Source organism: Pseudarthrobacter sp. Hb11 (assembly GCF_059383655.1).
The window spans coordinates 85,387-106,417 of sequence record NZ_JBWZCM010000005.1; the positions used below are offsets into that span (position 1 = coordinate 85,387).

Here is a 21,031-nt window from a genome sequence, read left to right on the forward strand (position 1 = left end):
ATAGGTATAGTACCTAGGCATTTATAACAGACAATAGTGCCAGCAGCCGCAGGTTAGCATTATGGCTGCCCCGGCTCTCCGGGCTGGGCGAGTAAGAGGGGGTGCCCAGGTGGGACTGCATCGCATCGCCACAACAGCCGGCTTGGCCGCCCTGGCAATGCTCACGCTGACGGCCTCATCCTGCGACGAGCGGCCGTTCACGCGCGAAGACGCCCTTGCTGTTCCGCACTCCGTGATCCAGGTCGGCGAGTATCGCGACAAAGACTGGGAGTACGTCGACAACAACGGAGTGACGCAGAAGCTCAACAGGTGCGAGGACATAAGCCCTTGGACCGTCGAATACAGGTGCACCTCTCCCGACGGCACTGTCGAGCTGACCTTCGATAACTCGAAATACGACAGGATGAAGAATGCCACGCTCCACATCAATGACCAGGATGTGCCTCTCCACTGCATCAACGGCGGCTTCTGGACCGACGGAAAGATGTTCTGCATGCCGAACTCAGCCACTCCGGAGCCGACCGGTAACTAAAGTAAAGCGGTGACTGTACAGATCGAAAATCTACTGGCTTCGTTGAATGAGGAACTGCGGCTTGCCAAGGAGCAGCGCTCCACCGGCGCGTCTGATCTGTCACTTCAGGCGGTACTGAGTTTGCTTCAGCGAGCAGACACGTTGGCAGCTTCGGGCCAGTGGGCAAACGCCAACGAGCTTTTTAATGCTGCCGCACGACAGGTATCAAACTCCTGGTCCTTTAGCTCAAGACTCGGTGTGGAAGTTCTTGAATTCGTACGGGCGGTCGAGCGTTGAGCTTCAAATCAGTGGCGCTGACGACGACTCCGCATGCTTCCATCGGGCCGGGCTACTGCCGGCCCAGGGACCAGCACTTTCCCTCCGGCGAATGCTGAATGGGCGGAGGAGCTGGGCATTGAACCGGAGCAGGTCGAACAACTCAGCTTCAGGCAAGGCTGAGCACCGTGGCGTTTGAAGCCCTCCATCACCCTGCTCCCGGACAACGCGTCGCCCACAGGAGGTCTTTCGTATGGGACCTCATCCTGGCAGTTGTCGCCACCGGACTGGGAACCGGCGTGCACGCGGCTTCGACGTGGAGTGTCGAAGCCGGGCCCGGTCGTCTGGTCTTCTTCATGCTGTCTGGCTGGCAACTCTTCCTGATCGCTCATGTCATCAGCGGCCTGGCTGCGGCTACAGCTCTGACCCTGTTGATTCCGTTTCTGATCAGAAAGATCTACCGGGTCAGGGTTCGCCGGCTGGTTGCGGCCGCAGCTGTCCTGGCGGCCGTCGCGGCGGCTGTTCCTTGGCTGTTCTACTTCGCGGGCATAGGCCTGAACGCTGCCTCAGCTACCTATACCAAGGTCGCAGCCGAAGACGGACGAAGCGTGATTGTCGGGCAGTCAGGCTTCGACCGGAGGGATTACGTCGTCTACAGCCAGGAAGCCCTGCTTATGTGGAAGAAGAGCGCAGCCGGAAAGTCTCTTTCAGAAGTCTTCAATCCGGATGCGTGCAGAGTGACGATGGATGGTGCGGGCGGAGCGGATCTCCAGCTCACTTGTGGCGCTGACAGCATCACTGTTCCGCCTGCGGGCGGATAAAGAGGATTCTCCATGAACAGATGCCCTGTTAGCCTTGTCGACATGCATTGCACGCAGCGATTTACCAGCCCCCGACCGGTCACCGGTCGCGAGGGCTTCGAGGCGCGCGCCTAAGTCCTGGCGGCCACCTGGATCGGGGGAAGACCACCGACCCAACCGCAGCCAAGGACTTAGCAATGACCACATATCTCTCCGTAGCGGAGCTTCATGACGCGCTCACGCTTCGCGACCTATCGGATCCCGAGCAAGGCCCTCACGCCATGCAGAAACTTCTGGCCGGGGTGACAGCAGCTCTTGCCAGATCTTGGGGCATCACCGCCCGGACAGTACGCAACAGCCCGCTGGTGTCAGTCAGCGACAACTACGACAAGCTGGGTTTCGATACGTCCGCGGTGACCCGGGATCAAAGGTAATCGAGGTATGCCAGCCCGACGGTGATGCTCAGGAGCCACACGTCAGCCTCGGTGCCGTCGCTTCTGAGAAGCCTGCCGGCCGGTGAAACGCTGGACGAGCTGGTAGTCATGCCGGGGCTGGTCTTCCGCAGAGACTCCATCGACAGGACCCACGTCGGGGCTCCGCACCAGGTGGACCTATGGAGGATCTCTTCGTCTACCCGCCTGACGTCGTCTGACCTGAAATCCATGGTGGCGGTGCTTGCTGACGCGGTGCTGCCCGGCGCAAACTGGCGGCTGGTGCCCGCAGTTCATCCCTACACGACCAACGGAATGCAGCTCGATGTTCTGGTGGGTGAGGAATGGCTGGAACTGGCAGAGTGCGGGTTGATCGCACCCCACCTATTATTGGGTGCAGGGCTGAACCCGGAACAGTGGTCAGGCCTCGCCATGGGGATAGGTCTGGACCGCGCGCTGATGCTTCGCAAGGGAATTCCCGACATTCGCCTCCTGCGCGCTCAGGATGAACGCACCAGCTCCCAGATGCTTGACCTGAAGCCCTGGCAGCCGGTGTCGCTGCTCCCGGCCATCCGGAGGGACATCTCGATCGTCGTGGAAGAACCTTTCGACGAGGAGATACTGGGCGACGAGGTGAGGAAAGCGCTTGGCGCCCGGATGGATGATCTTGAGGCTGTGGAACTTCTCGGACTGGCTGGATATGAGGATTTACCGCCGGCCGCCAGGGACCGGCTACAGATCGAACCCGGACAGGCGAACGCCCTGATCCGCCTTACGCTGCGCCCCATCGAGCGAACGCTGACGGCACCTGAGGCGAATCTGATCCGGGACGACATCTATAAGGTGCTGCATCAGGGCCGGTCATGGAGCTTATTGCCGGCTGAGCAGGACGACAGGACGCGCGCGGGCTGAGCCGGGAGAGGCTTGGGGCGGCCCGTGGCCCTGTTGGAATGAGTGTGTCTAAGCATTCAACCTGGAAAAGGACCACGAGCCTTGATCGAGCCTACCGGGGTCGCAGCCGATGCTGCCACCGTCCTTTTCAACCTGCCCGACTACCGCGTTATCTCCACGATCATGTCCGCTGGCCGGCGTAAGGTCATCGTCGAAACTGACGTGCTGCCGGCTGCCCGAGCTGCGGGGTCATCGCCTCCCGGCGGAAGGAACGCCGCCTCCAGCGGTTAAGGGATATTCCTGTTGCCGGGCCGGTGGAAGTGCTCTGGTCCAAGTACCGCTGGTACTGCCAAGAGTCGGCATGGGGGCAAGCTATCGTTCTTCGAATCGACGCCGCAAGTGCCGCGCCGGGCGCGGTCCACGAGCATGCTTCGGGCCCACCTCGTGGACGCGGTCGTCCGCTCGGGCAGGGCGGTCTCGGAGACCGCTGCCGGCTTCGCAGTGTCCTGGTGGATGGTTCGGGCGGCCCTGAATGAGGCCTGCCTGCTGGGGCTGCCTGACATGGACCAGCTCAGCCCGCGAATGCTGGGTATTGATGAACACCGGTTCCGGTCTGTGCGCTACTTCCAGGACCCGTCATCGAAGGCGTGGACACGGTTCGAGCCGATGACAACCATCGTGGATCTGGACACCGGGAGGTCCTTGGCGTGGTCGACGGCCGGGCCCCGGCAGAACCTCTCCCAGCAGGTCAAGGGCCGCCGCAGCCGGGCCATCGACAAGGCCTGGCCCACCGCATGCTCCTGCTGCGCGGTGGCGACAACCTCAGCTGCCGGGTATCCCTCCGGCTGCAAGAGGTGTTCACCGCGGACGACCCCACCGGCGCCCTTGATGAAATCGCCACCCCACCCGACGGGGGACACCGCCGGCCGACCCCAGCAATCGTCTCCGCAGTTCATGCCGGGAACCGCGGACAGCTTGTTAACCGCCAGAAGGTTGCACCGAGCGATTGTCGATGCAACCTTCAGCATGTGCTGCCGCGTGTCATCGAGGATCGAAGCGTTGTCCTTCGGCCTTGGACGGCATCAACGCCAGAATGAAAACAACCAGACCGCCAACAAAGGGAACAAGCCCAAGGAACGCAAACGGACCTGCCAGGTTTGCATCATGCAGACGCCGCCAGAGCAGCGACAGCTGAGGCACCAAGAGCGCCAAACCCAGAACAACGACAAGAATGAGACCAACCACCATCAGACTGCCGGTCGGCGCGTTCACAACCCCAGGAGCGCCCTCATAGAACACTTCCTGCCCGGTGGCCGGATCGAAACCCATGGACTGCACATTAGGGTTCTGCTGAGCCCAGACAGTACTGCCCACGAGCCCGACCGTCGTCACGAGGTACGGGACCAACATGATCAGAAAAACGAAAAGCTGACTCCACCAGAACTCACTCCGCGAAGCGCGACCCGCGAACTTCGCATACCTCGCAAAGAACCGCTTCACGGACGTACCAAACGACGCACCATAAAGAGGCCCACCCAACCCGCCCGGGCCTGAAACCTCCGCAACGCCTCCGCCTGCAGCATCAACAATCTTCATATCCATCTATCTTCATCTCCTTAACGAAACCATTAGTGAAATTGACAAAACTAAAGAACTCGCGGACAGAGTTCGCTTCCGCCGCAATAAGTCCATCGAGAGAAAATATCACTATCCCGACACCTACCAGCCGGGAAAAATGCGCCTTCAACCAGAATTGTTCGCGCCATAACCCAATGGCCCGCGACGCGGGCTACCACAATGGCCATTCCGAGGATATATGTCCCTACCCGCGACCCTTTCCACATGGGATGCGCATCAGCTTTCCTCCCTGCCCCCGGATGCCAAAAAGAACTAGAGACAACGAAGCATCGCGATCTGCATCCGAAGCCCATTCCCGCCCCAGCTGGTCCGTCACCGAGTCCACTGGGCCCGTGGCCGTGTACACGCGGGGGTGACCTTACCGTCCCACTCGCACTACCGTGCCTCAGAGACTCAGTGGCAGACGCTCGGCAGCTATCGGCGCTTCGGTTACGGGCTCGGCCCCAAGGCCGGCTGTACGGCCGGAGGCGGGGTCGCGGAGATGGTGGAGGGTGCCGATGCGTTCTAGTCAGCCACATAGCCTCTCGCGAGGAACCCTCCAGACCAGACATCCCACGTGGCGCCCTGGCTGCAACTCGGTATTCACCAGCCCGCCAAACCGCTCCCCCAGCTGCTTACTCAAGACGAAGCCCCAATCGGAGGGCGCTTAGATACTTCGTGTCAAACGGCATCAGGCTGTACCAAGGAACGATCGTCAGGTCTAGCCGAACTTCAAATCAAGCACTGCATCTCCTGAAATCCAGGAAAGCTCCGGATCAGGGCCACGGAAATGGAAAAAGCCGCGTAAAGCTCTACTTGCAGTTTCCAGATCGACAACAACACCGCTAGGCGCAAACGCAGGACCAGAAGGAATGAGAATCTCAGACTCCTCTTTCCCTCCCAATGAACCCAACACCCGCCACTCACTCTCCTCCTGAAAATTAGCCACGCAATGCACGATGAAACCCGTTGCCGGACTTCCCATCGCCTCAAACAACCCATCATTACGCTCCACGAAGAAACGCCCCGCCGCAGCGCTATCCCATGACGAAAGCGCCGCCAGTGACGTAGCCTTCGCCGTCTCCGTGGGTGGCACCTCGACACCATTGACAACCCACACGTCACGGGTCGCTTTTCCTTTACCATCAAGGAGTCCGAGGCGAATGACATTACCGACCATCACGCCAATTGCGCTTGCGGGAACTAGCACCGGCCAGAGCTTAGACCAAGGCTCGGCAAATTGAGAAAGAATAAAGGCTTCCCCTACGACAACGAGGACGAGAATTATCGTCACCCAACTTTCGCGGACGAGAGCCCGAATCAAACCGCCCCCAAGCATGCCGGCGGCCAGTAAGATACCGACCTCCAGACCGTCAGAGCCACCGGTCAATGAAAAAGTGGAAACAAATATCCCTACCGCAAAAACCAGCGCCATCACCCAGAGGGCCCAAGCGGCTCGGAAGAAACGAAAAAACGACGAAGAATTCTGCATATCTTTCATATCCTCAATCACCTGTAACCAGAAATCTTAAGTAATCGAGTCCGCCCCCAACCGAAGCGCCGATAGCTGCCGAGCGTCTGAGCGCTACTCCATTCACCCCACTGCGAAGCCCAGAAAGTGTGCTGGGATTGGTCCAAGCCGCCTGCGACAGAGTACTCGACCCAGAAGGACCGCCAGGGAGATGAGTCAAGCCACCACCAGTAGCAGCTGACCAAAGCACGTCGTCAAACTGTAGCTGTTCCCCGGAGATGGCCTTGTCTAGGGCCGTCCCAACTACGCCTCCGCTACCTCCTAGAGCCGTCATCCTGACCGTTGCTGGCAGCCTAGCAATATTGCTGACCGCGGAAGTGTTCGCCGCGTAACCCCCTGCTCTGGCAAGAGTGCCCCCCGCCGGACCGGCCAAACCGCCTACGGCTCCGCCCACGCCACCGCCAACCATTGCACCAGCGAGCCCGCGCCAGTTCTGGATGCCTCCGTTTTTAGCAGCGAATGTAATGCCACCAGCGGCTGCGCCTGTGGCTCCGTTAACTCCCGCATTGATCGCCACGTATCCACTGAGCCTGGATAAACTCGACGAAGCTGCCATTGTGGTTCGGGCAGCTGCGATTCCGGCCCCTCCCAAGGCGCCGGCAACACCACCAGCTACGGCTTCCACGCCTACTTGCCCCCAGTTCACGGTACCGTGCGCTGCCTTTTGTGAAAACGTTGACAGACCCCCGGAGGCAAGCGCACCCGCAATTGCTCCTGCCGCGATGATATTGAGCCCGGGGACGAACAGCGCCGCAAAGCCGGCCGCCACGGCAAGTCCCCCGACGACGTATTCCCAGTGGCTTCCGGCGGACTGATCGTACGCCTTCAGCTCCTCATCTGTAAGGGGGCGGAGTCCGGTGGGGTCGGTGGTGTTGATGGGGTTGTTGCCGGCGTACGCGTACGCGTTCCCATCCCAGCCAGCACCGAGGACAGGAGCCAAAGGATCAGTCGAGAGAAAACCACGGCTGGCAGGGTCATATGCCCGGGCGCCGAGCCATTCCAGGCCCGCGATATCCAGACCACCATTACCGGTCAGCATAATCCCAGCCGGCAACGCACCCGCCAGGCCAGCCCCAGCCCCCGCAACACTGCCCGGCACAGGGTCCGCCACAGTCGGGGTGCCAACAACAGCCCACGGATCAGCCTGATCCGTGGGACGCGCAGCCCGCCAACCTGGCGCAGTCCAGGCCTCCCCAACACCGGTAACACCGCCCGGCAGCGAAAGGACCTGCCCGCCACCGATACCAGCCAGAGTGGGGACGGGGTTGGCGGTATCCCACCACAGGTCACAGCCGTCGACGGCGGCAAGCTCACCTAGCGCGTCAACCCACAGCGAGTGCCGGGACACCTCAGCCCCATCACGATCCCGCACCACAGATCCGCTCAGAAGTCCGTTGGGACCCCACGCATACTCGGTCCAAGACCCGTCCGATCCAATCAACCGTGTGCGGCGGCCCAAACCGTCATGGACATACTCCGTCCGGGACCCGTCGGGTTCCGTGACGGACAGGAGTTGGCCCGCGGCATCGTAACCGTAAACCCGGTACCCGCCCGGGAGCGCCTCACGCAGAAGCCGCCCGCCGGCGTCGTACTCCCACCCCAACACCACAGCCGGCACATCATCATCGCCGGAACCGGTGGTCGTCGCCGACGTCATTTGCCCGGCGCCGTCATACCCGTACCGGGTCACGGCACCGGACCGGGTCAACCCGGTGATCCTGCCGTCGTCATCGCGGCCGATCATCGTCACGTCAGCGGCACCCGAACCCGCACGGTCAATCCGGCTGTGCTCGGAGAGTGCCCCTTTGCGGTACGCCCACTCCTGGACAAGACTCCCTGTTGTGGCGGAGGTGATCCGGCCGGCAGCGTCATAACTGAAGACCGCATCCCCAAGCAACGGGTTACCAACTGCGGTGATTTGCCCCGCGGCGTCACGGGAGTACGTGGTAACAATCCCCTGCGCATCGGTGAATCTGGTGCGGTTCCCGTCCGCGTCATACTCCCAGGACAGGCCCTGCGCACCACGGGTGCGGGAGGTCAACCGGCCACACCGGTCAAAGCCGAGTTCATGTTCCACGGCCAACCCGTCCGGGCCGGTGTAATCGGTGATGACCACCCGGCGGCGGAGCAGGTCGCGATCAATCGAAGTGATCAGCTTCCCGTCCACCGTTGTAGTGGCTTCACGGCCGGCCCGGTCGTACGTCCAGGTGGTGGTGTGCCCGTCCGGATCGGTTTGCGAGAGCAGCCGTCCGGCCGGGTCGTACGTGGCTGTCGCGACCCGCCCCAGCGGGTCCGTCACCGAATCGACGAGGTCCGTGACCGTGTAGGTCCGGGTGGTGACACCGCCGTTGGGGTCGGTGATCCTGACCAGCCTGCCGCGGATGTCGTATTCGAACCGGGTCCGCCCGCCTACACCGTTGACCGTCTCAACGAGTTCGCCGGCGGTGTTGTATTTGTACCGGCGGGTCCCGTACCAGGTGTCCTGGGAGAAGGTCAGCCGCCCGCACCGGTCATAGCCGTACCTTGAGAGTCCCTGCCCAGGGGTGCGGCGGGCAATCAACCGCCCGCCGGCGTCGTACTCGAAGGACTCAACGTCCCCGGTGGGCAGGGTCCGAGTCACTATCCGCTGGTCTGCGTCGTAGCCCAGCTCGGTGACGGCGCCGAGCGGGTCCGTGGTGCGCCAGGGCCGTCCGCAGACGTCATACTCGTACCGCGTGACGGCGCCGCCGGATGAGGTGACCGAGATGATCTTTCCGGCCATGTCCCGGCCCAACACGGTCAATCCGCCTTCACCGTCGACCAGCTCCACCGGGTTCCCGGCCGCGTCATAGGTGACCAGCTCCGCTGACCCGTCCGCGGCTTCCACCCTCGTGGGGCGCCCGAACTCGTCAAAGCGAATGGTGGCGGATCCGAAAGCCTCCGTCAGAGTGGCCGTCCCCGCCTTCCGGTCGGTGGCAGCGTCCGTGCGGACCCCGGTCGGATCGATGACGGCGGTCAGTGCGCCCACCTTGTCGTACTCCCGGGCCCAGTCATTCCCGGCAGGGTCCGTGACCCCGATGAGGCGGGAGAGGGTGTCGTGCGTGTAACCCCAGCCCGCGCCGTCGGGCAGCACCGCGGCGGTGACGTTCCCAAGTTCGTCAAAAACCCGCTCAACGGACCGACCCAGGGGGTCGATGGTGCGGACTATTTCACCGTTGGGGGCGTATTCGAGTTCGGTCCGGCCACCGTCCGGGGCCACGGAGGCCGTAATCCGTCCGGCAGCATCATGCTCGAAGGCCCACACAGCCCCGTCCGGGTCCTCCCGCCGGACCAGCACCCCGGCACCGTCATAGGTGTAGCGGGTCTCGGCGCCGGAGGGGCTGACCGCCGTCACCGGGCGGCCCGCCTGGTCCCGGAGAATTCGGACAACGTCGCCTACCGCGTTCCGGGCAGCAACCAGGTCCCCAAAGGCGTCGTACTCAAACCCAACCTGCACCCCAACAGGGTCCGTGACCTGGACCAACTGGCCCTCGCGCCACTCAAGCTCGGTGCGCCCGCCCAGCGGGTCCAAAACCACGGCAGGGTCCCGGGAAAGGTCATCAGCGTACTCATAGGACACGACCGCACCGGAGGCGGTCACCAGGGTGGTGATCCGGTCCTTCTCATCCCAGCCATAGGTCAGGTCCGCACCCTCCGGGGTCACCGTCCGGGTCTTCCGGCCCCGTTCGTCGTACGCGTGCACCGTGACCGCGCCATCGCGTTCGGTGAAGGACACCAGGTTCCCGTGGGTGTCGTAGGCCATCGACTGCTGCTGGTCATGGGAATCCAGCACGCCCACCAGGCGGCCCTTGGCATCGGCGATCCACGAGTTGGAGCGCGTGCCGTCCTCATCCGACACCACGGTGACCCGGCCCGGCAGGTACGCGAACCGGACCCGGCGCCCGTGCTGGGTCACCTGCAGGATGACCCGGCCCAGCTCGTCGTAAGTGTTTTCGGCTTCAAGAACACCCGCGGCGGAGTACACGGCATCAACCAGGCCCGCCTCGTTCCACCGATACGCCCGGGTGCCCGCCTCCGTGCCCACACTGACCAAACGGCCCGCGGCGTCGTACCCGTATTCGACGCGCCGGCCATCGGAGGCGCGCACGACGGCGGCGCGTCCAGCCGCGTAGTCGACCTCCAGGAAGCGGCCCCGCACGTGGTCCAGCCTCGTTACCAGCCCGGCCCTGCCGCCGTCGGCCGCCTCGGTGCCGTCCGCCGGGACAGCAGCAGGTGCCTCCCGGTGGACCGACACGGTCCGGCCCGGACCGGAACCGGCACCCAGCCATACTCCGGCGAGGCTGAACGCCCACCAAGCGCCTTGGTTGTCCCGGACCACGAGCAGCTCGACTGTGCCCGCGGGCAGGGAGCTCAGCTCCGTGAAAACACCTGCTGTGGCGGGTTCGCGGGTGAGCCAGTAGTTCTCGCCCACTGCCCGCGCCCAGCCGGCGCCGTTCCGGGGGAAGTCCACGGCACGGCCATCAGCCAGCACCCACCGGCAGCCCTCATCCGAGAGGACCAGGGACTGATCCAGCACCGAGGCCCAGCCAGGACCGAAGGCCCCGACCTGCTCCAGTCCCGAGCCCAACGAGTTATACATCCGCGAGAACACCAGGTTCGAGGCAGCCCCGGCGAACCCCAGATCCGTTTCCGGTTCGATGAAGTTGCCCGTCGCGGTGTTCACAGGGTCATTGGCGTAACCGCTGGTAGGCATCGCGCCCGCCGCCGTTGGCGGGTCAATGACCAGCCCGGACCGGCTCGCGCTCAGCCCGGCCGCGGCCAGCGCTTCATTCACCGCCGCGTCCGAAAGCGTCGAAACGTTCCCCTCGCCCCCGGCCGCGGCAAACGCCTCAGCAACCGTCACCGCCCACTTCGCGTCGTTCTCGTTCGCCCTCAGGTACTCCCGGTAAGCCCGGAGCACGCCCGACGCCTCAATCGATCCCCAGTAGCAACTGGACTCAAACGAGGACAACTGCCCCTCCAGGGTCCCCGGGGCCGAGGCCAACCCGTCATCCAAACCGCGGGAGTTCGCTGCGAAGGACCGCAGGTTTGCCGGACGCGCCGAGGAGGTCCCGCCCCCATACCCACCGCCCGGCGGCGGGGTATCCCGCGAGCCAGCGGCGGCATGGGCCGGAGCAAACACCGGGGCCTTCCCCGGCTCCGCGTTGGGTCGTGCATCTTCGCCGAAAAGCCAGTCACCTGCCTGCTCGAAAAGATTCCGGTCATTGTGCTCCCGGACCCACTCATTGTTCCGCTCCCGCCGTGCGTCCTCTTCACGGGCAGCTTCGATCATCTTCCCCACGTAGCCGGCAACCGTCCGCAGCGCAGATGCCAACGCACCCGCGTCATTCCTGGCCGTGGCAGCGTTAGCCTCAAAGACCTCCGAAAAGTGCCCCCGGAAGTCCTCCTTCGCCGAGGAGACGTACGACATCCGCGAACCTGAATGCTCTTCAAGCCTCGCAGCCGCCAACTCGAACGCCGACCTGACCGACCCGGCCACCCCGTAATCGAACCGCCCGCCGTCAGAAGCATCGGAATGCGGCAACAACGGCATCTCAACGAACTCGGTCACAACCAAAGCCCCCCCATGAACAAGAAATGAAACAAAAAACAACCACCACCCCGCAGGACAGGCACCCGCACGGGAAAAGAACCACCAAAAAGCAGGACGCGCCCGGGAGGAGGCCTTAAGCCGGGCAGGGAGCCCCAAAACCCGCCCGGGGAACCCAGGGCCGGAGGAACGATTAAAACAAGGCAACGGCCAGGCAACCGGCCGCTCCCCCGAGCGGCGCGGTCACCCGGCCTTCACGCCAGCAAAGACAGGCTAGGCGCCGCCACCGGCGGAGAAAATGTCCTGCGAGATCTTCTGCAACTGGCCCCGCAGCTGCTCCAACTCTTCCTTGGCCTTATCCAATGCAGCCTTCGTCTCCGGCCACGTCGAACCACGGAACTGGGCAGCCAAAGGACCATCCCAAACATTCGGATCGGACAAGACCCGCCCCTGCGCATCCAGCGCCGAGATCTGGTCCGTGAACCCACCGTTGATGATCGACTGCACCTGACCGATCGCAGCCTTCGCTTGCTCAGTAGACAACACACGCGACATAGAAAATTCCTCCCCAAAGACAAACGTAATTACCGCCGAACACCTTACCCCGGCGATCAGACGAACCTGACGCTACCAACACAGCCGAATAAATCCAACAAAAAGAGAAATAAATATGGCGTTCGTCTTACAACTGCGTTACGCGCATGATCTTCGCGTAAGGGATTAGTCCATTCGCGAGGGCAACCCCGTATCATGCTGAAGGCACTGTGAACGGAAGAGGGATGATCTTGCCCAAACGAACTTATACCTACCAGCACGCCACGGGGCGCCTTGTCACCCCGGGACGGGCGCTGGGCGGCTTCCTTCTAGCCCTCGGGCTGATAGCGACGACGTCGTGCACCCCGACTCCCCAGCCGGAGCCGGTATCAAACCCCGTGAAGCTCCTCCAAAGCGTGCGTGTGGGCCTGTCCCCCGCCGCCGGAGTCGAGACTGTCGAAGGCACCACCATCTCGGTATCCGCGGCCGGCGAATCCTCTGCCGAGGAAACAAAGTACGACGTGGCAGAGGTTGTCGGGGAACTGCCCGTGCGGGTGAGCCTGCAGTACCGGGCCGGGGACAAGTCGGGCGCCGACCTCGCCGAGCTTGAAGGCCACACCGGGCCGGTCGAAATCAGGCTGACCCTTGAAAACCTCACAGTCGGGCCCCGCGTTATCGAGTACGACGCCGCCGGCCAAAGCCGCGCTGACACCGCTCTCGTCGGTGCACCCCTGACCATCGCGGCATCCACCAAACTCGCCGGCGTAAGGGCAGACGACGTCACCCCGGGCGCCGCCGACGGCGCATCGGGTACGAACGGCGTCCTAAGTAACTCGGAAGACGGCGCCACTGTCGTTCAATGGGCCACAGTGCTGGCTCCGCCGCGTTCAGGCGCCAGTACCACACTTCGTCTCGTCGCCGACGTGGAGGACTTCCAAGTACCCGACTTCGACGTGGCGGTCCAGCCCGGCCTCAACACCGACCTCAGCGCCAACGGTGTCATCGCCAGTGCCTTCTCTTCCGGTGCAGGCTCCGAGATGGAGCTGCAGCGCCGCACCATCTCGCTGGTCTCTGACGTCAACACCGTGCTGACCAAGGCTGGATCCACCATCACCGAGGTTCGACGGAACCTCCAGGCGACCTCCCAGACCCTGGGCGTCAAGACCGCAGGGGAATTGCGCGACAACTCCCAGGCGCTGGCCGCGACCATGTCCGGCCTGAAGGAACAGCTAAGGGCGCTCGGTGCCGACCTGGAGTCCGCAACGACGACAACACAGTCCACCACTGCGTCCCAGCTCAAACAGACCGTCTCCGCCGTCAACTCGATGCTCGGCGACACCTCGGCTGTGCCCCCTGCAGTCCCCATCAACGGCGAGGGCTGTGCCGCCGAGGTTCCCAAGTCGGCAACATCTGCCACCGTCTACTCCAGCGTCCTGACCATGGCATCGCAGCTCGACGCCTACGCGAAAGTGAGCGCGGGCTGCCGGGACATCGTGGCGGGCGCCATTGAGGCCACCATGGGCCCTGAGAACCCCACCGCCGAGGAGTGCGCGGAGCAGGGGTCCATGACCTGCTCCCTTTACGGCTCCGCCGTGACAGTAACCGGCGCGTTGCTGGGCCTGGTGGAGAAGGGCGACGAGCTCGTGGCGGGTCTGCAGCCACAGATGGTCGAGGGCGCCATCAAGGACCACGAGGCCTCCGCCGCCACGATGGAGACACTGCGCGCAGATTTCGCCGCGGTCCTCGACGGCGCCGGGACCACCGAGGATTACAAGACCGCCCTCGCAAACGTGGACGAAGCGATCAAGTCCGCCCGGGCCTCCGTCGCCGCAACCCGGGACGCGGCCGCTTTGGCCCGCAGCAGCATCGACGGCCTCCGGCAGAAGCTGCTCGACGTCGAGAAGGCTGCGAAGAACGCCCGGGGCGAGCTGGGTGACGGCTCGCTGCTGAACGGCTCAATGACCCAGCAAACCCAGAGGCTCGCCGATGAGCTGTGCAGGATCGCCGACGGCGACGTCCCCCGCGAAGGCCAACTGTCCGCCAAGCAGGCCGAGCAGTTGCGCTCCTACCTGACGTCCGCTCCGTGCGAGCCCACGGATGAAAGCGGAAACCCTGCGCAGGAGCTGAACCCGCCGATGGGATTCAAGGACCCCCTGGATGCCCGGCTGGAGGCTCAGTCTGGCGCCTGGGACGCGGTCCTGGCGGCCACTGATACCACCGCCCCGGATGAGGCGATCGGCCAGGCGTTCACCACCCTCGGGACCACGATCGACGACGTCGACGCCAGGCTGGCAGATATCAGCAAAGCCGCGAAAGAGCTCGACGGCGCCGCAACGGGCGGCGTCAGCAGCACCAGGCGCGGTCTTGAAGCCTTGCACGCCAAGCTCGGCCATGCGATCGACTCCTCCGGCAGTGTCGGCTCGACGCTCGTAAAGCTGAAGGAGCAGCAGGACGGGCTGGGCGACAAGGTCAAGCAGTCCCTCCGGGAAGTCTCAGCTGAAACCGCCGCTGAAGTCTACAAGACCGTGGACGACCAAGTGCGCCAGGTCGCCGAGCTCGGCGACGCGGGCTCCGAGGCAGTCATTACGGCCTTCAACCGGTCCATCTCCGGGTTGAAGGCCACGTCTAACGAAGTGGTGAACGATGCCGGGGGCACAGTGGACAAGCAGCGTGACGAACTGCTCGGGGAGAGCGACGTCCTTGCCGCGTCCTTGGCCAAGAGCACCCAGTCCTCGCTGGCGGGCATCGCGTCGAGCACTTCCGGCTCAACCCGTGACGTCGAGGGCGCCAACGCCCTGCTGTCCTCAAGCCTTGGCAAAGTGATGCTCGACCTGGGCGACCGCGCTGTGAACGGATCCGGGTTGCTCGGCTCCATGGCCACAAGCGCCGCCAAGGCTGACACTGCCGACTACCAGTTGGCCCTGGCCTCGCAGAACGCTGAAGGGTATGCGAACATCCGCTCCCGTGATGTGGCCGGGCTGCTGCTGCGCCAGGCACAGTTCAAGGCTTCACTTGCCGCGGCCGCAGAACTGCCGCCATTCCATCTCGAAGTCCCGGCCGGTGCGACGTCGCAGACCCTGTACACCTTGAAAATCGGCGGCCGTGCATGATCCCCCGCAGCAGGCTCTTCATCCTGATCACCGCGGGGGCCGCTGTAGTCGTCGCGGCTGCGGTCGCCCTGGCGATGACGTTGATTCGCCCCACGGCGGCCCCCCGGCCCGACCCCGTGGCCGCCACAGTTCCCGTGGCATTGTCCGCTGACGGCGTGCCGAAGGACTTCTCCATCGGCGTCGTCCTGACGTTTGGCCAGTCCGGCGAGCCCGGCTCCGAATACAACCGGGCGGCGCAGGGTGCTGTCGTTGCCGCAGAACGCTTCGCAAAGGGCGGCATTACCGTCGCCCTTTCGGCCCAAAACGACCGTGGTACGGAGGAAGGTGCCCGGGCCGCCGTCCAAGCGCTGGCCGAACGGGGAGCGTCCGCTGTCATCGTGGCGAGCACGGGACCGCAAGCCCGGGCCGCAGCCAAGACCGCAGGAGAGCTGGGCCTCCCGGCGATCCTGCCCTACGCCGAACCGGCGGAGCCCGCGCCGGCCACCTGGACCATGTGGCCGGCGCGGGCATCCGTCGAGGACGCCCTTCGAACCACGCTGGAGGGCAAGAAACGGGTGCTGCTCGTCAACGACGGCGGCCAAACCCCATCGGTGCAGATCTCGCAAACGCTTACCCGCGAAGCGTTCGAAGACGTAATGGGCCTGGCCCAGGAAGCCGCAATCCAAACGGGAGACCAGCTGCGCCCGCCTGCCGAAGACGCTCCCGCAGGCGCCGCGTCCACAACGGTCGCCGAAGCGGCCGACGCCGTGATCGTCTCGGCCGCCACCCCGCAGCGGCTGGCCCGGCTGGTCCAAGCCCTGCAGTCCCGCAATGTGACTGTCCCCCTGGTCCTGCCGAACGGGGCAACCGCCCCCGCTTTCACGTCCACTCTCGCCGAAGTCGACGGCACCGCTTCCGGCCAGCTGGTCAGCTATTCCCCCACAGGCGGCGATGCCGCTGCGCTCCAGCAGGACGCCCAGGGGCGCGGAATGTCCGCTTTCCTGTCCGCCGTCCGCCTGGCGTCCAGCAATTCCGAGATCACCAATCTGACGGGCGACGCTCCCTTCTCGGCTGACGCCTGGGCAGCGGACACAGGCAGCCACGACGCCGTCGTCGCCCTTGTGAGGGCGTCGGCGCTGGCCGGAACCGGCGACCCCGCCAGGGTCGGGACGGCGCTGGGCACCATGTCGTTTGGCCCAGGCGAGGGAATCGCAGGGCCCGCCCTGGACTTCTCCCGCTCTGCAGCACTCAAGGCCGCGGCAGTACCGGTCTATGCTTCATCCCAGGACTTGGGCCTCCGCCCGGCGGACGAGAACGCTCCGCGGCTCGTTTGGGTGCCGGCGCCGCCGGCCGGCCCCTGACCATCCCGTCCCGGCCCGTCCTCTGAGGGGCCGGGCCATTCCACCATGAAGGAGCGCCTCGGTGCGTGTGCTGATCGACCTGGACGGGAGCCGCCTTGAATGCGAGGTGGCGCGCGCGGCGCCGGCCACCACGCTGACGGACTTAGTAGTGGCCGCCGGCGGGCCCAGCCTTGCGTCCGAAGAGGTGGTGTTCGTGAACGAGGCCGAGGTACGGGGTTCAACCCCTGTCTCGGAGCTGGTCCTATTGGAAGGCAGCCGCATCTCGCGGGCGCCGTGGCAAACGCCGCACCGCGTACAGGGCTGGAGCGTGACGCTCGCCGGCGGCCATCGCGCCGGAACCGTCGTTGAGGTCCCGCGGGGACGCGAGATGCTCATCGGCCGGTCGCCCCACGCCGATCTCAGCCTTCCCACGGAGAGCGCGTCCTGGGACCATTGCCGCCTGCGCCGGGAGGAAGACGGGGTGCGGGTGCTGGATGGCGGATCTACGAACGGCACCCTCGTCAACGGCGAAATGGTGGCGGAAGACGGAATCCTGGTCACCGAAACGGCCACCATCACGGCGGGCGGCACCGTGCTCCTCCTGCGCCCGTCACTGGATGAGACGCCGGCCCCGGCCCCGGGCAGCCTGCACAATCTGACACCGGCGGCAACTGCGCCCTTTAACCGGCCGCCCCGTCCCGGCCGGGCCCTGGCAGGCGACCCATTGGTCCCGCCAAGCCGCAAGGAGGTTCCGCCGGCCAACAAGTTCAGCTACATCACTGTGCTGGCGCCCCTCGTTATGGCCGTGGCCATGGTGTTGATCCTCGGAGATATGCGCTTCGCGATGTTCGCCATGCTCAGCCCGGTGATGGCCGTGGGCATGTGGTTTGAACAAAAGCGGCGCCATGTTCGGGGCGTCAAGGAAGAGGACGAGCGCTTCGCCTCAGCGCTCGAGCAATTTGAACAGCAAATGCGCACGGCCGGCGAGGCGGAAACCGCCCGGCGGCATCAGATGATTCCCGACCCAGCCACGGTATTGCGCCGTCCGGCCCTCCCCGCTACTTCCCTGTGGCAGCGCCGCGCCGACGCGGACGACTTCCTTGCCCTGCATGCCGGCACAGGCGACGTCCCCTGGAAGCCGGAGGTGGACCGCACAGCAGGATCACGGCTGGATGAAAAGGTGAAGGACTCCCTCGCGGCCGCGCGCCTGCAGGCTGCGCCCGTGCTGGTGGACCTCACTGATGCTGGTGTGGTGGGAATGGTGGGCCCCCGGGAGGGAGCCTTGGCCCTCGCGCGATCCCTTGTTGCCCAGGCAGCGGTGCACGTTGGCCCGGCGGACCTGACGATCGGGATTTTCTGCGACGCGGGCCGCGCCGACGAGTGGGAGTGGGCTTCGTGGCTTCCGCACACGCGCCAAGCCGGCAGCAGCACGGGCCAGCGATGGATGTCCGCGCACCGCGAGACGAGCCTCGCCATGCTGCGCACACTCAAGGACACCGTCCAGGAACTGCCCACTCCGGCACTTCTGGTGGTCCTTGACTCCGAAGTGCTCACCGAGGGCAGGGATGCCCCGGCGCGCGCGTTGCTTGGGATGGGCCGCACTTTGCCCGGGGTCCATCTGAACCCGCAGCAGCGCCCGGCACGGGTGGCAGGCATCGTCCTCGCTGCCTCCGAAGAGCAGCTGCCCGCTTCCTGCACCACCATCATCAGGGTGGGGGCGGATTCCGCGGCCACGGTGGACCAGCCGCAGGACCTGACCCGTGTGGAGGATGTCATCCTGGCGGGCCTTGATGAGGACGAGGCCCTGCGCTGCGCCCTCCGCCTGGCGCGCTTCGATGATCCGGAGCTGAACGTCCCCGGCGCCTCGCTGCCCTCTCTCGTACGGTTGCCCGAACTCCTTGGCTACGAACGCCCTGACTCAACCACCATCCGCCGCCTGTGGCAGTCCCCCACGGGGGTTTCCACACCTATCGGCACAGGGGAAAACGGGTCGCTGACCCTGGACCTGGTCAAAGACGGCCCACACGGCCTCGTCGGCGGCACAACGGGTTCCGGCAAGTCCGAGTTCCTCCGCTCGCTCGTTGCCGGCCTCGCTGCGCGCAACGACCCCACCCGCCTGAATTTCATCCTCGTTGACTTCAAAGGTGGGGCGGCGTTCAAGGCGTGCGAACGTCTTCCGCACACCATCGGCACGATATCCAACCTGGACGAGCAACTTGCCGATCGCGCCCTCCGCGCCCTGGAGGCAGAGATGGAGCGCCGCCAGCGGGTTTTTGCAGGAGCCGGCGAAGGCATCGACAACCTGAACGCCTATTTGGCGACAAACCCGGCCGAGCCCATGCCCCGGCTGCTGCTTGTGATCGACGAGTTTGCCATGCTGGCAAAGGATTTCCCGGACGTCCTCAAGGCCCTGGTGAGCGTAGGCGCAGTGGGCCGGACGCTGGGGGTGCACATGATCCTGGCGACGCAGCGGCCGGCGGGCGTCGTCAGTGACGACATCCTCGCGAACACGAACCTTCGGGTGGCGCTCCGTGTGCAAAGCCGGGAGGACTCCAACAACGTCATCGGCGTGCCTGCCGCATCGGCGATTGGCAGGGCCCAGATGGGCCGGGCCTTTGTGAAACTGGGCCAGGACGACATCACGCCCGTGCAGACTGCCCTGGTGACCGGACAGGCGCAGGCGGGTGGGGGTGCCGCCGTCGAGGTGCGGGATATTATCCAGTTCGGCGTCCCCGCCCCCGCGGTGGCTGCGCCGCGGCCTGAGGCTGTGGATGACAACGACCTGGACCTCCTCATCGACGCGGTGGTGGCCGCCAACAACGAGGAGGGGTACGCCGCTCCCCGTCAGGTTTGGCCAGAGGCCCTGGGCGAACGGGTGGAGCTGGAGGGTTTCCTTCCGGCCCAGGACAGCGGTTACCCCGGGCCTCGGGTCCATGCTGCCGCCGATCCTGCAGCACTGCCCCTGCCGGTGGTGGGCGGCGTCCGGGGTTCCTCCGTCATTGTGACCCTCGTGGATGAACCCGATCTGCAGCGCCAGTCCGCCGCAGGATGGGATATGTCCGCGGGAAACCTGATGCTTATGGGCGTGGCAGGCTCAGGAACGAGCACCACGTTGGCCTCGATTGCCTTGACCCTGGCGAGGGATGCCGATCCGGCCGAGCTGGACCTGATGATCCTCGACCTGGGCTCGCGCGAGCTTGAGGCGCTGGAACGCCTGCCCCACACGGTCGCCTACGTGGGGACCGGTGCCGGCGCAAAGGAACAGCAGGCCCGCTTCCTGCGCCACCTGCATACCGAACTGGAGAGCCGCCGCGCCGCGCCGGGCAAGCACCGCCACGCCGTGGTGCTGCTGGACGGCCTTGCCTCCCTGCGGGACGAGTTCCAGGACTTCGAAGGGCAGCAACTGCTGGCCCTCCTGTACCGCGCCTACGCTGACGGCCCGGCTCTGGGCCTGTCCTTCGCCGTTTCCACCACACGCGCCAAGGCTGTGCCGTCAGCCATGAATGAGGTGACGCTGCAGCGGTGGCTTTTCCGGCTGGCCGACAACTACGACTATTCCTCGCTCGGCGTCCGGGGCAAGGCAATTCCCGCCGCGCTTCCGGGACGCTGCGTGGATCCGCGCACCTCGCTCCAGATGCACGTGGCCACGCCCAGTATCGGGTTGGAGGCAGCGGTGGACCGGGTGCGGCAGAGCTGGGCACATGTTCCGGGAAAGACCGCTGCGATCCGGCGCCTGCCTTCCGACGTCACCATGCTGGACCTGGGCGTGGAACCCCGACTGGAGGCAGAGCCCTGGCTTATCCCCGTTGGCATGCAGGAGGCGGACCTCTCCCCGGCGTTCCTGGAAGTTTACGAGGGTGAGCACGCGCTGGTCGCCGGGCCGGCCCGTTCGGGGAAGTCGACACTGCTGCTGGCCCTGGCCGCCGCCCTGCGCGGCGCGCCCACTGCCCAGGGACCGGCCCAGGTATGGGGCATCTGCGACCGCCGCTCGCCCCTGGCTCTCGCGGGTCTCGACCGCGTGGCAGTCGGCGCAGACGACGTGCCGGCCCTGCTGGCCTCCCTGCGGCTGGAGCGCGCTACGGTGTTCCTGCTGATCGACGACGCCGAGCGCTTCGAGGACGCCGATCAATCGATTGCGGGGGTGGTGGCATCCGGGCAGCCGGGGCTGTGCGTCATTGCGGCGGGGCGTGCCGCGGACCTGCGCGGGCTGTACAGTCACTGGACCAAGACGATCCGCAAGTCGCGCCTGGGCGTGCTGCTTCAACCGGACGTAAATTACGACGGTGAGTTGCTCGGCGTCGTCCTCCCGCGCAAGGCACCCGTGGCGATGACCACCGGCCGCGGCTACATCGGGGTGGGCGGACAAATGGCGCTGATCCAGTCGGTCAGCGCCGAGAGCTGATCCCCGGCGGCCGGAGGGGGCGCCTAGAGTAGGTGGGCGG

At 65.2% G+C, this 21,031-nt stretch carries 15 protein-coding genes; 10 read left to right on the plus strand and 5 right to left on the minus strand.

Going from position 1 to position 21,031, the window contains the following annotated elements; genetic code table 11:
* Positions 1 to 109 precede the first annotated feature (109 nt).
* The 7 genes from AC50X7_RS10070 to AC50X7_RS10100 all read left to right on the plus strand — a co-directional run bounded on the left by AC50X7_RS10070 (position 110) and on the right by AC50X7_RS10100 (position 3,445).
* Positions 110 to 532: a hypothetical protein gene (locus tag AC50X7_RS10070; protein ID WP_494978871.1), complete on the plus strand. Its 423-nt coding sequence runs from the start codon at positions 110 to 112 to the stop codon at positions 530 to 532.
* Positions 533 to 541: 9 nt separating this feature from the next.
* The gene (locus AC50X7_RS10075; RefSeq protein ID WP_494978872.1) at positions 542 to 808 is read left to right on the plus strand and encodes a hypothetical protein; all 267 of its coding nucleotides are present in this window, start codon (positions 542 to 544) and stop codon (positions 806 to 808) included.
* 167 nt (positions 809 to 975) lie between these two features.
* Positions 976 to 1,608, plus strand: a complete 633-nt coding sequence (locus AC50X7_RS10080; protein ID WP_494978873.1) for a hypothetical protein — start codon at positions 976 to 978, stop codon at positions 1,606 to 1,608.
* 176 nt (positions 1,609 to 1,784) lie between these two features.
* Positions 1,785 to 2,021: a hypothetical protein gene (locus AC50X7_RS10085; protein WP_494978874.1), complete on the plus strand. Its 237-nt coding sequence runs from the start codon at positions 1,785 to 1,787 to the stop codon at positions 2,019 to 2,021.
* Positions 2,022 to 2,045: 24 nt separating this feature from the next.
* Complete coding sequence (gene srmL, locus AC50X7_RS10090; protein WP_494978875.1) at positions 2,046 to 2,930, plus strand: PheS-related mystery ligase SrmL; 885 nt, start codon at positions 2,046 to 2,048, stop codon at positions 2,928 to 2,930.
* An 81-nt stretch (positions 2,931 to 3,011) separates the two neighbouring features.
* Positions 3,012 to 3,200 carry a hypothetical protein gene (locus tag AC50X7_RS10095; RefSeq protein ID WP_494978876.1) on the plus strand — a complete coding sequence of 63 codons (189 nt, stop codon included), beginning with the start codon at positions 3,012 to 3,014 and terminating at the stop codon, positions 3,198 to 3,200.
* Complete coding sequence (locus AC50X7_RS10100; RefSeq protein ID WP_494978965.1) at positions 3,161 to 3,445, plus strand: hypothetical protein; 285 nt, start codon at positions 3,161 to 3,163, stop codon at positions 3,443 to 3,445. Before AC50X7_RS10095 ends, AC50X7_RS10100 begins: the two co-directional genes overlap by 40 nt.
* 84 nt (positions 3,446 to 3,529) lie before the next feature.
* Here the strand turns inward: AC50X7_RS10100 and AC50X7_RS10105 are convergent, their stop codons facing one another.
* The 5 genes from AC50X7_RS10105 to AC50X7_RS10125 form a co-directional block, all read right to left on the minus strand.
* Entirely contained in the window at positions 3,530 to 3,829 is a 300-nt protein-coding gene (locus AC50X7_RS10105; RefSeq protein WP_494978877.1) for a hypothetical protein, read from the minus strand.
* A 121-nt stretch (positions 3,830 to 3,950) separates the two neighbouring features.
* Positions 3,951 to 4,511 (minus strand): DUF805 domain-containing protein, encoded by a 561-nt coding sequence (locus tag AC50X7_RS10110; protein ID WP_494978878.1) that lies wholly within the window; start codon positions 4,509 to 4,511, stop codon positions 3,951 to 3,953.
* 736 nt (positions 4,512 to 5,247) lie between these two features.
* A complete protein-coding gene (locus tag AC50X7_RS10115; protein WP_494978879.1) occupies positions 5,248 to 6,039 on the minus strand; it encodes a hypothetical protein in 792 nt (263 codons plus the stop codon).
* Complete coding sequence (locus AC50X7_RS10120; RefSeq protein WP_494978880.1) at positions 6,032 to 11,647, minus strand: DUF6531 domain-containing protein; 5,616 nt, start codon at positions 11,645 to 11,647, stop codon at positions 6,032 to 6,034. The genes AC50X7_RS10115 and AC50X7_RS10120 overlap by 8 nt, the downstream gene beginning before the upstream one ends.
* A 252-nt stretch (positions 11,648 to 11,899) precedes the next feature.
* Positions 11,900 to 12,181 (minus strand): hypothetical protein, encoded by a 282-nt coding sequence (locus tag AC50X7_RS10125; protein WP_003803594.1) that lies wholly within the window; start codon positions 12,179 to 12,181, stop codon positions 11,900 to 11,902.
* A 224-nt stretch (positions 12,182 to 12,405) separates the two neighbouring features.
* Between AC50X7_RS10125 and AC50X7_RS10130 the strand changes: the two genes are divergently transcribed.
* From AC50X7_RS10130 to AC50X7_RS10140, 3 genes are all read left to right on the plus strand, one after another.
* Positions 12,406 to 15,270, plus strand: a complete 2,865-nt coding sequence (locus tag AC50X7_RS10130) for a hypothetical protein (RefSeq protein ID WP_494978881.1) — start codon at positions 12,406 to 12,408, stop codon at positions 15,268 to 15,270.
* The gene (locus AC50X7_RS10135; RefSeq protein ID WP_494978882.1) at positions 15,267 to 16,610 is read left to right on the plus strand and encodes an ABC transporter substrate-binding protein; all 1,344 of its coding nucleotides are present in this window, start codon (positions 15,267 to 15,269) and stop codon (positions 16,608 to 16,610) included. Before AC50X7_RS10130 ends, AC50X7_RS10135 begins: the two co-directional genes overlap by 4 nt.
* A 61-nt stretch (positions 16,611 to 16,671) precedes the next feature.
* Positions 16,672 to 20,991 (plus strand): type VII secretion EssC family protein, encoded by a 4,320-nt coding sequence (locus AC50X7_RS10140; RefSeq protein ID WP_494978883.1) that lies wholly within the window; start codon positions 16,672 to 16,674, stop codon positions 20,989 to 20,991.
* Positions 20,992 to 21,031 lie beyond the last annotated feature (40 nt).

Bases quoted from the DNA above. Each gene is read 5' to 3' on its own strand.
- AC50X7_RS10125 (WP_003803594.1), bottom strand. From the start codon at position 12,181: ATGTCGCGTGTGTTGTCTACTGAGCAAGCGAAGGCTGCGATCGGTCAG.
- AC50X7_RS10130 (WP_494978881.1), top strand. From the start codon at position 12,406: ATGATCTTGCCCAAACGAACTTATACCTACCAGCACGCCACGGGGCGC.
- AC50X7_RS10135 (WP_494978882.1), top strand. From the start codon at position 15,267: ATGATCCCCCGCAGCAGGCTCTTCATCCTGATCACCGCGGGGGCCGCT.
- srmL (WP_494978875.1), top strand. From the start codon at position 2,046: ATGCTCAGGAGCCACACGTCAGCCTCGGTGCCGTCGCTTCTGAGAAGC.
- AC50X7_RS10085 (WP_494978874.1), top strand. From the start codon at position 1,785: ATGACCACATATCTCTCCGTAGCGGAGCTTCATGACGCGCTCACGCTT.
- AC50X7_RS10110 (WP_494978878.1), bottom strand. From the start codon at position 4,511: ATGGATATGAAGATTGTTGATGCTGCAGGCGGAGGCGTTGCGGAGGTT.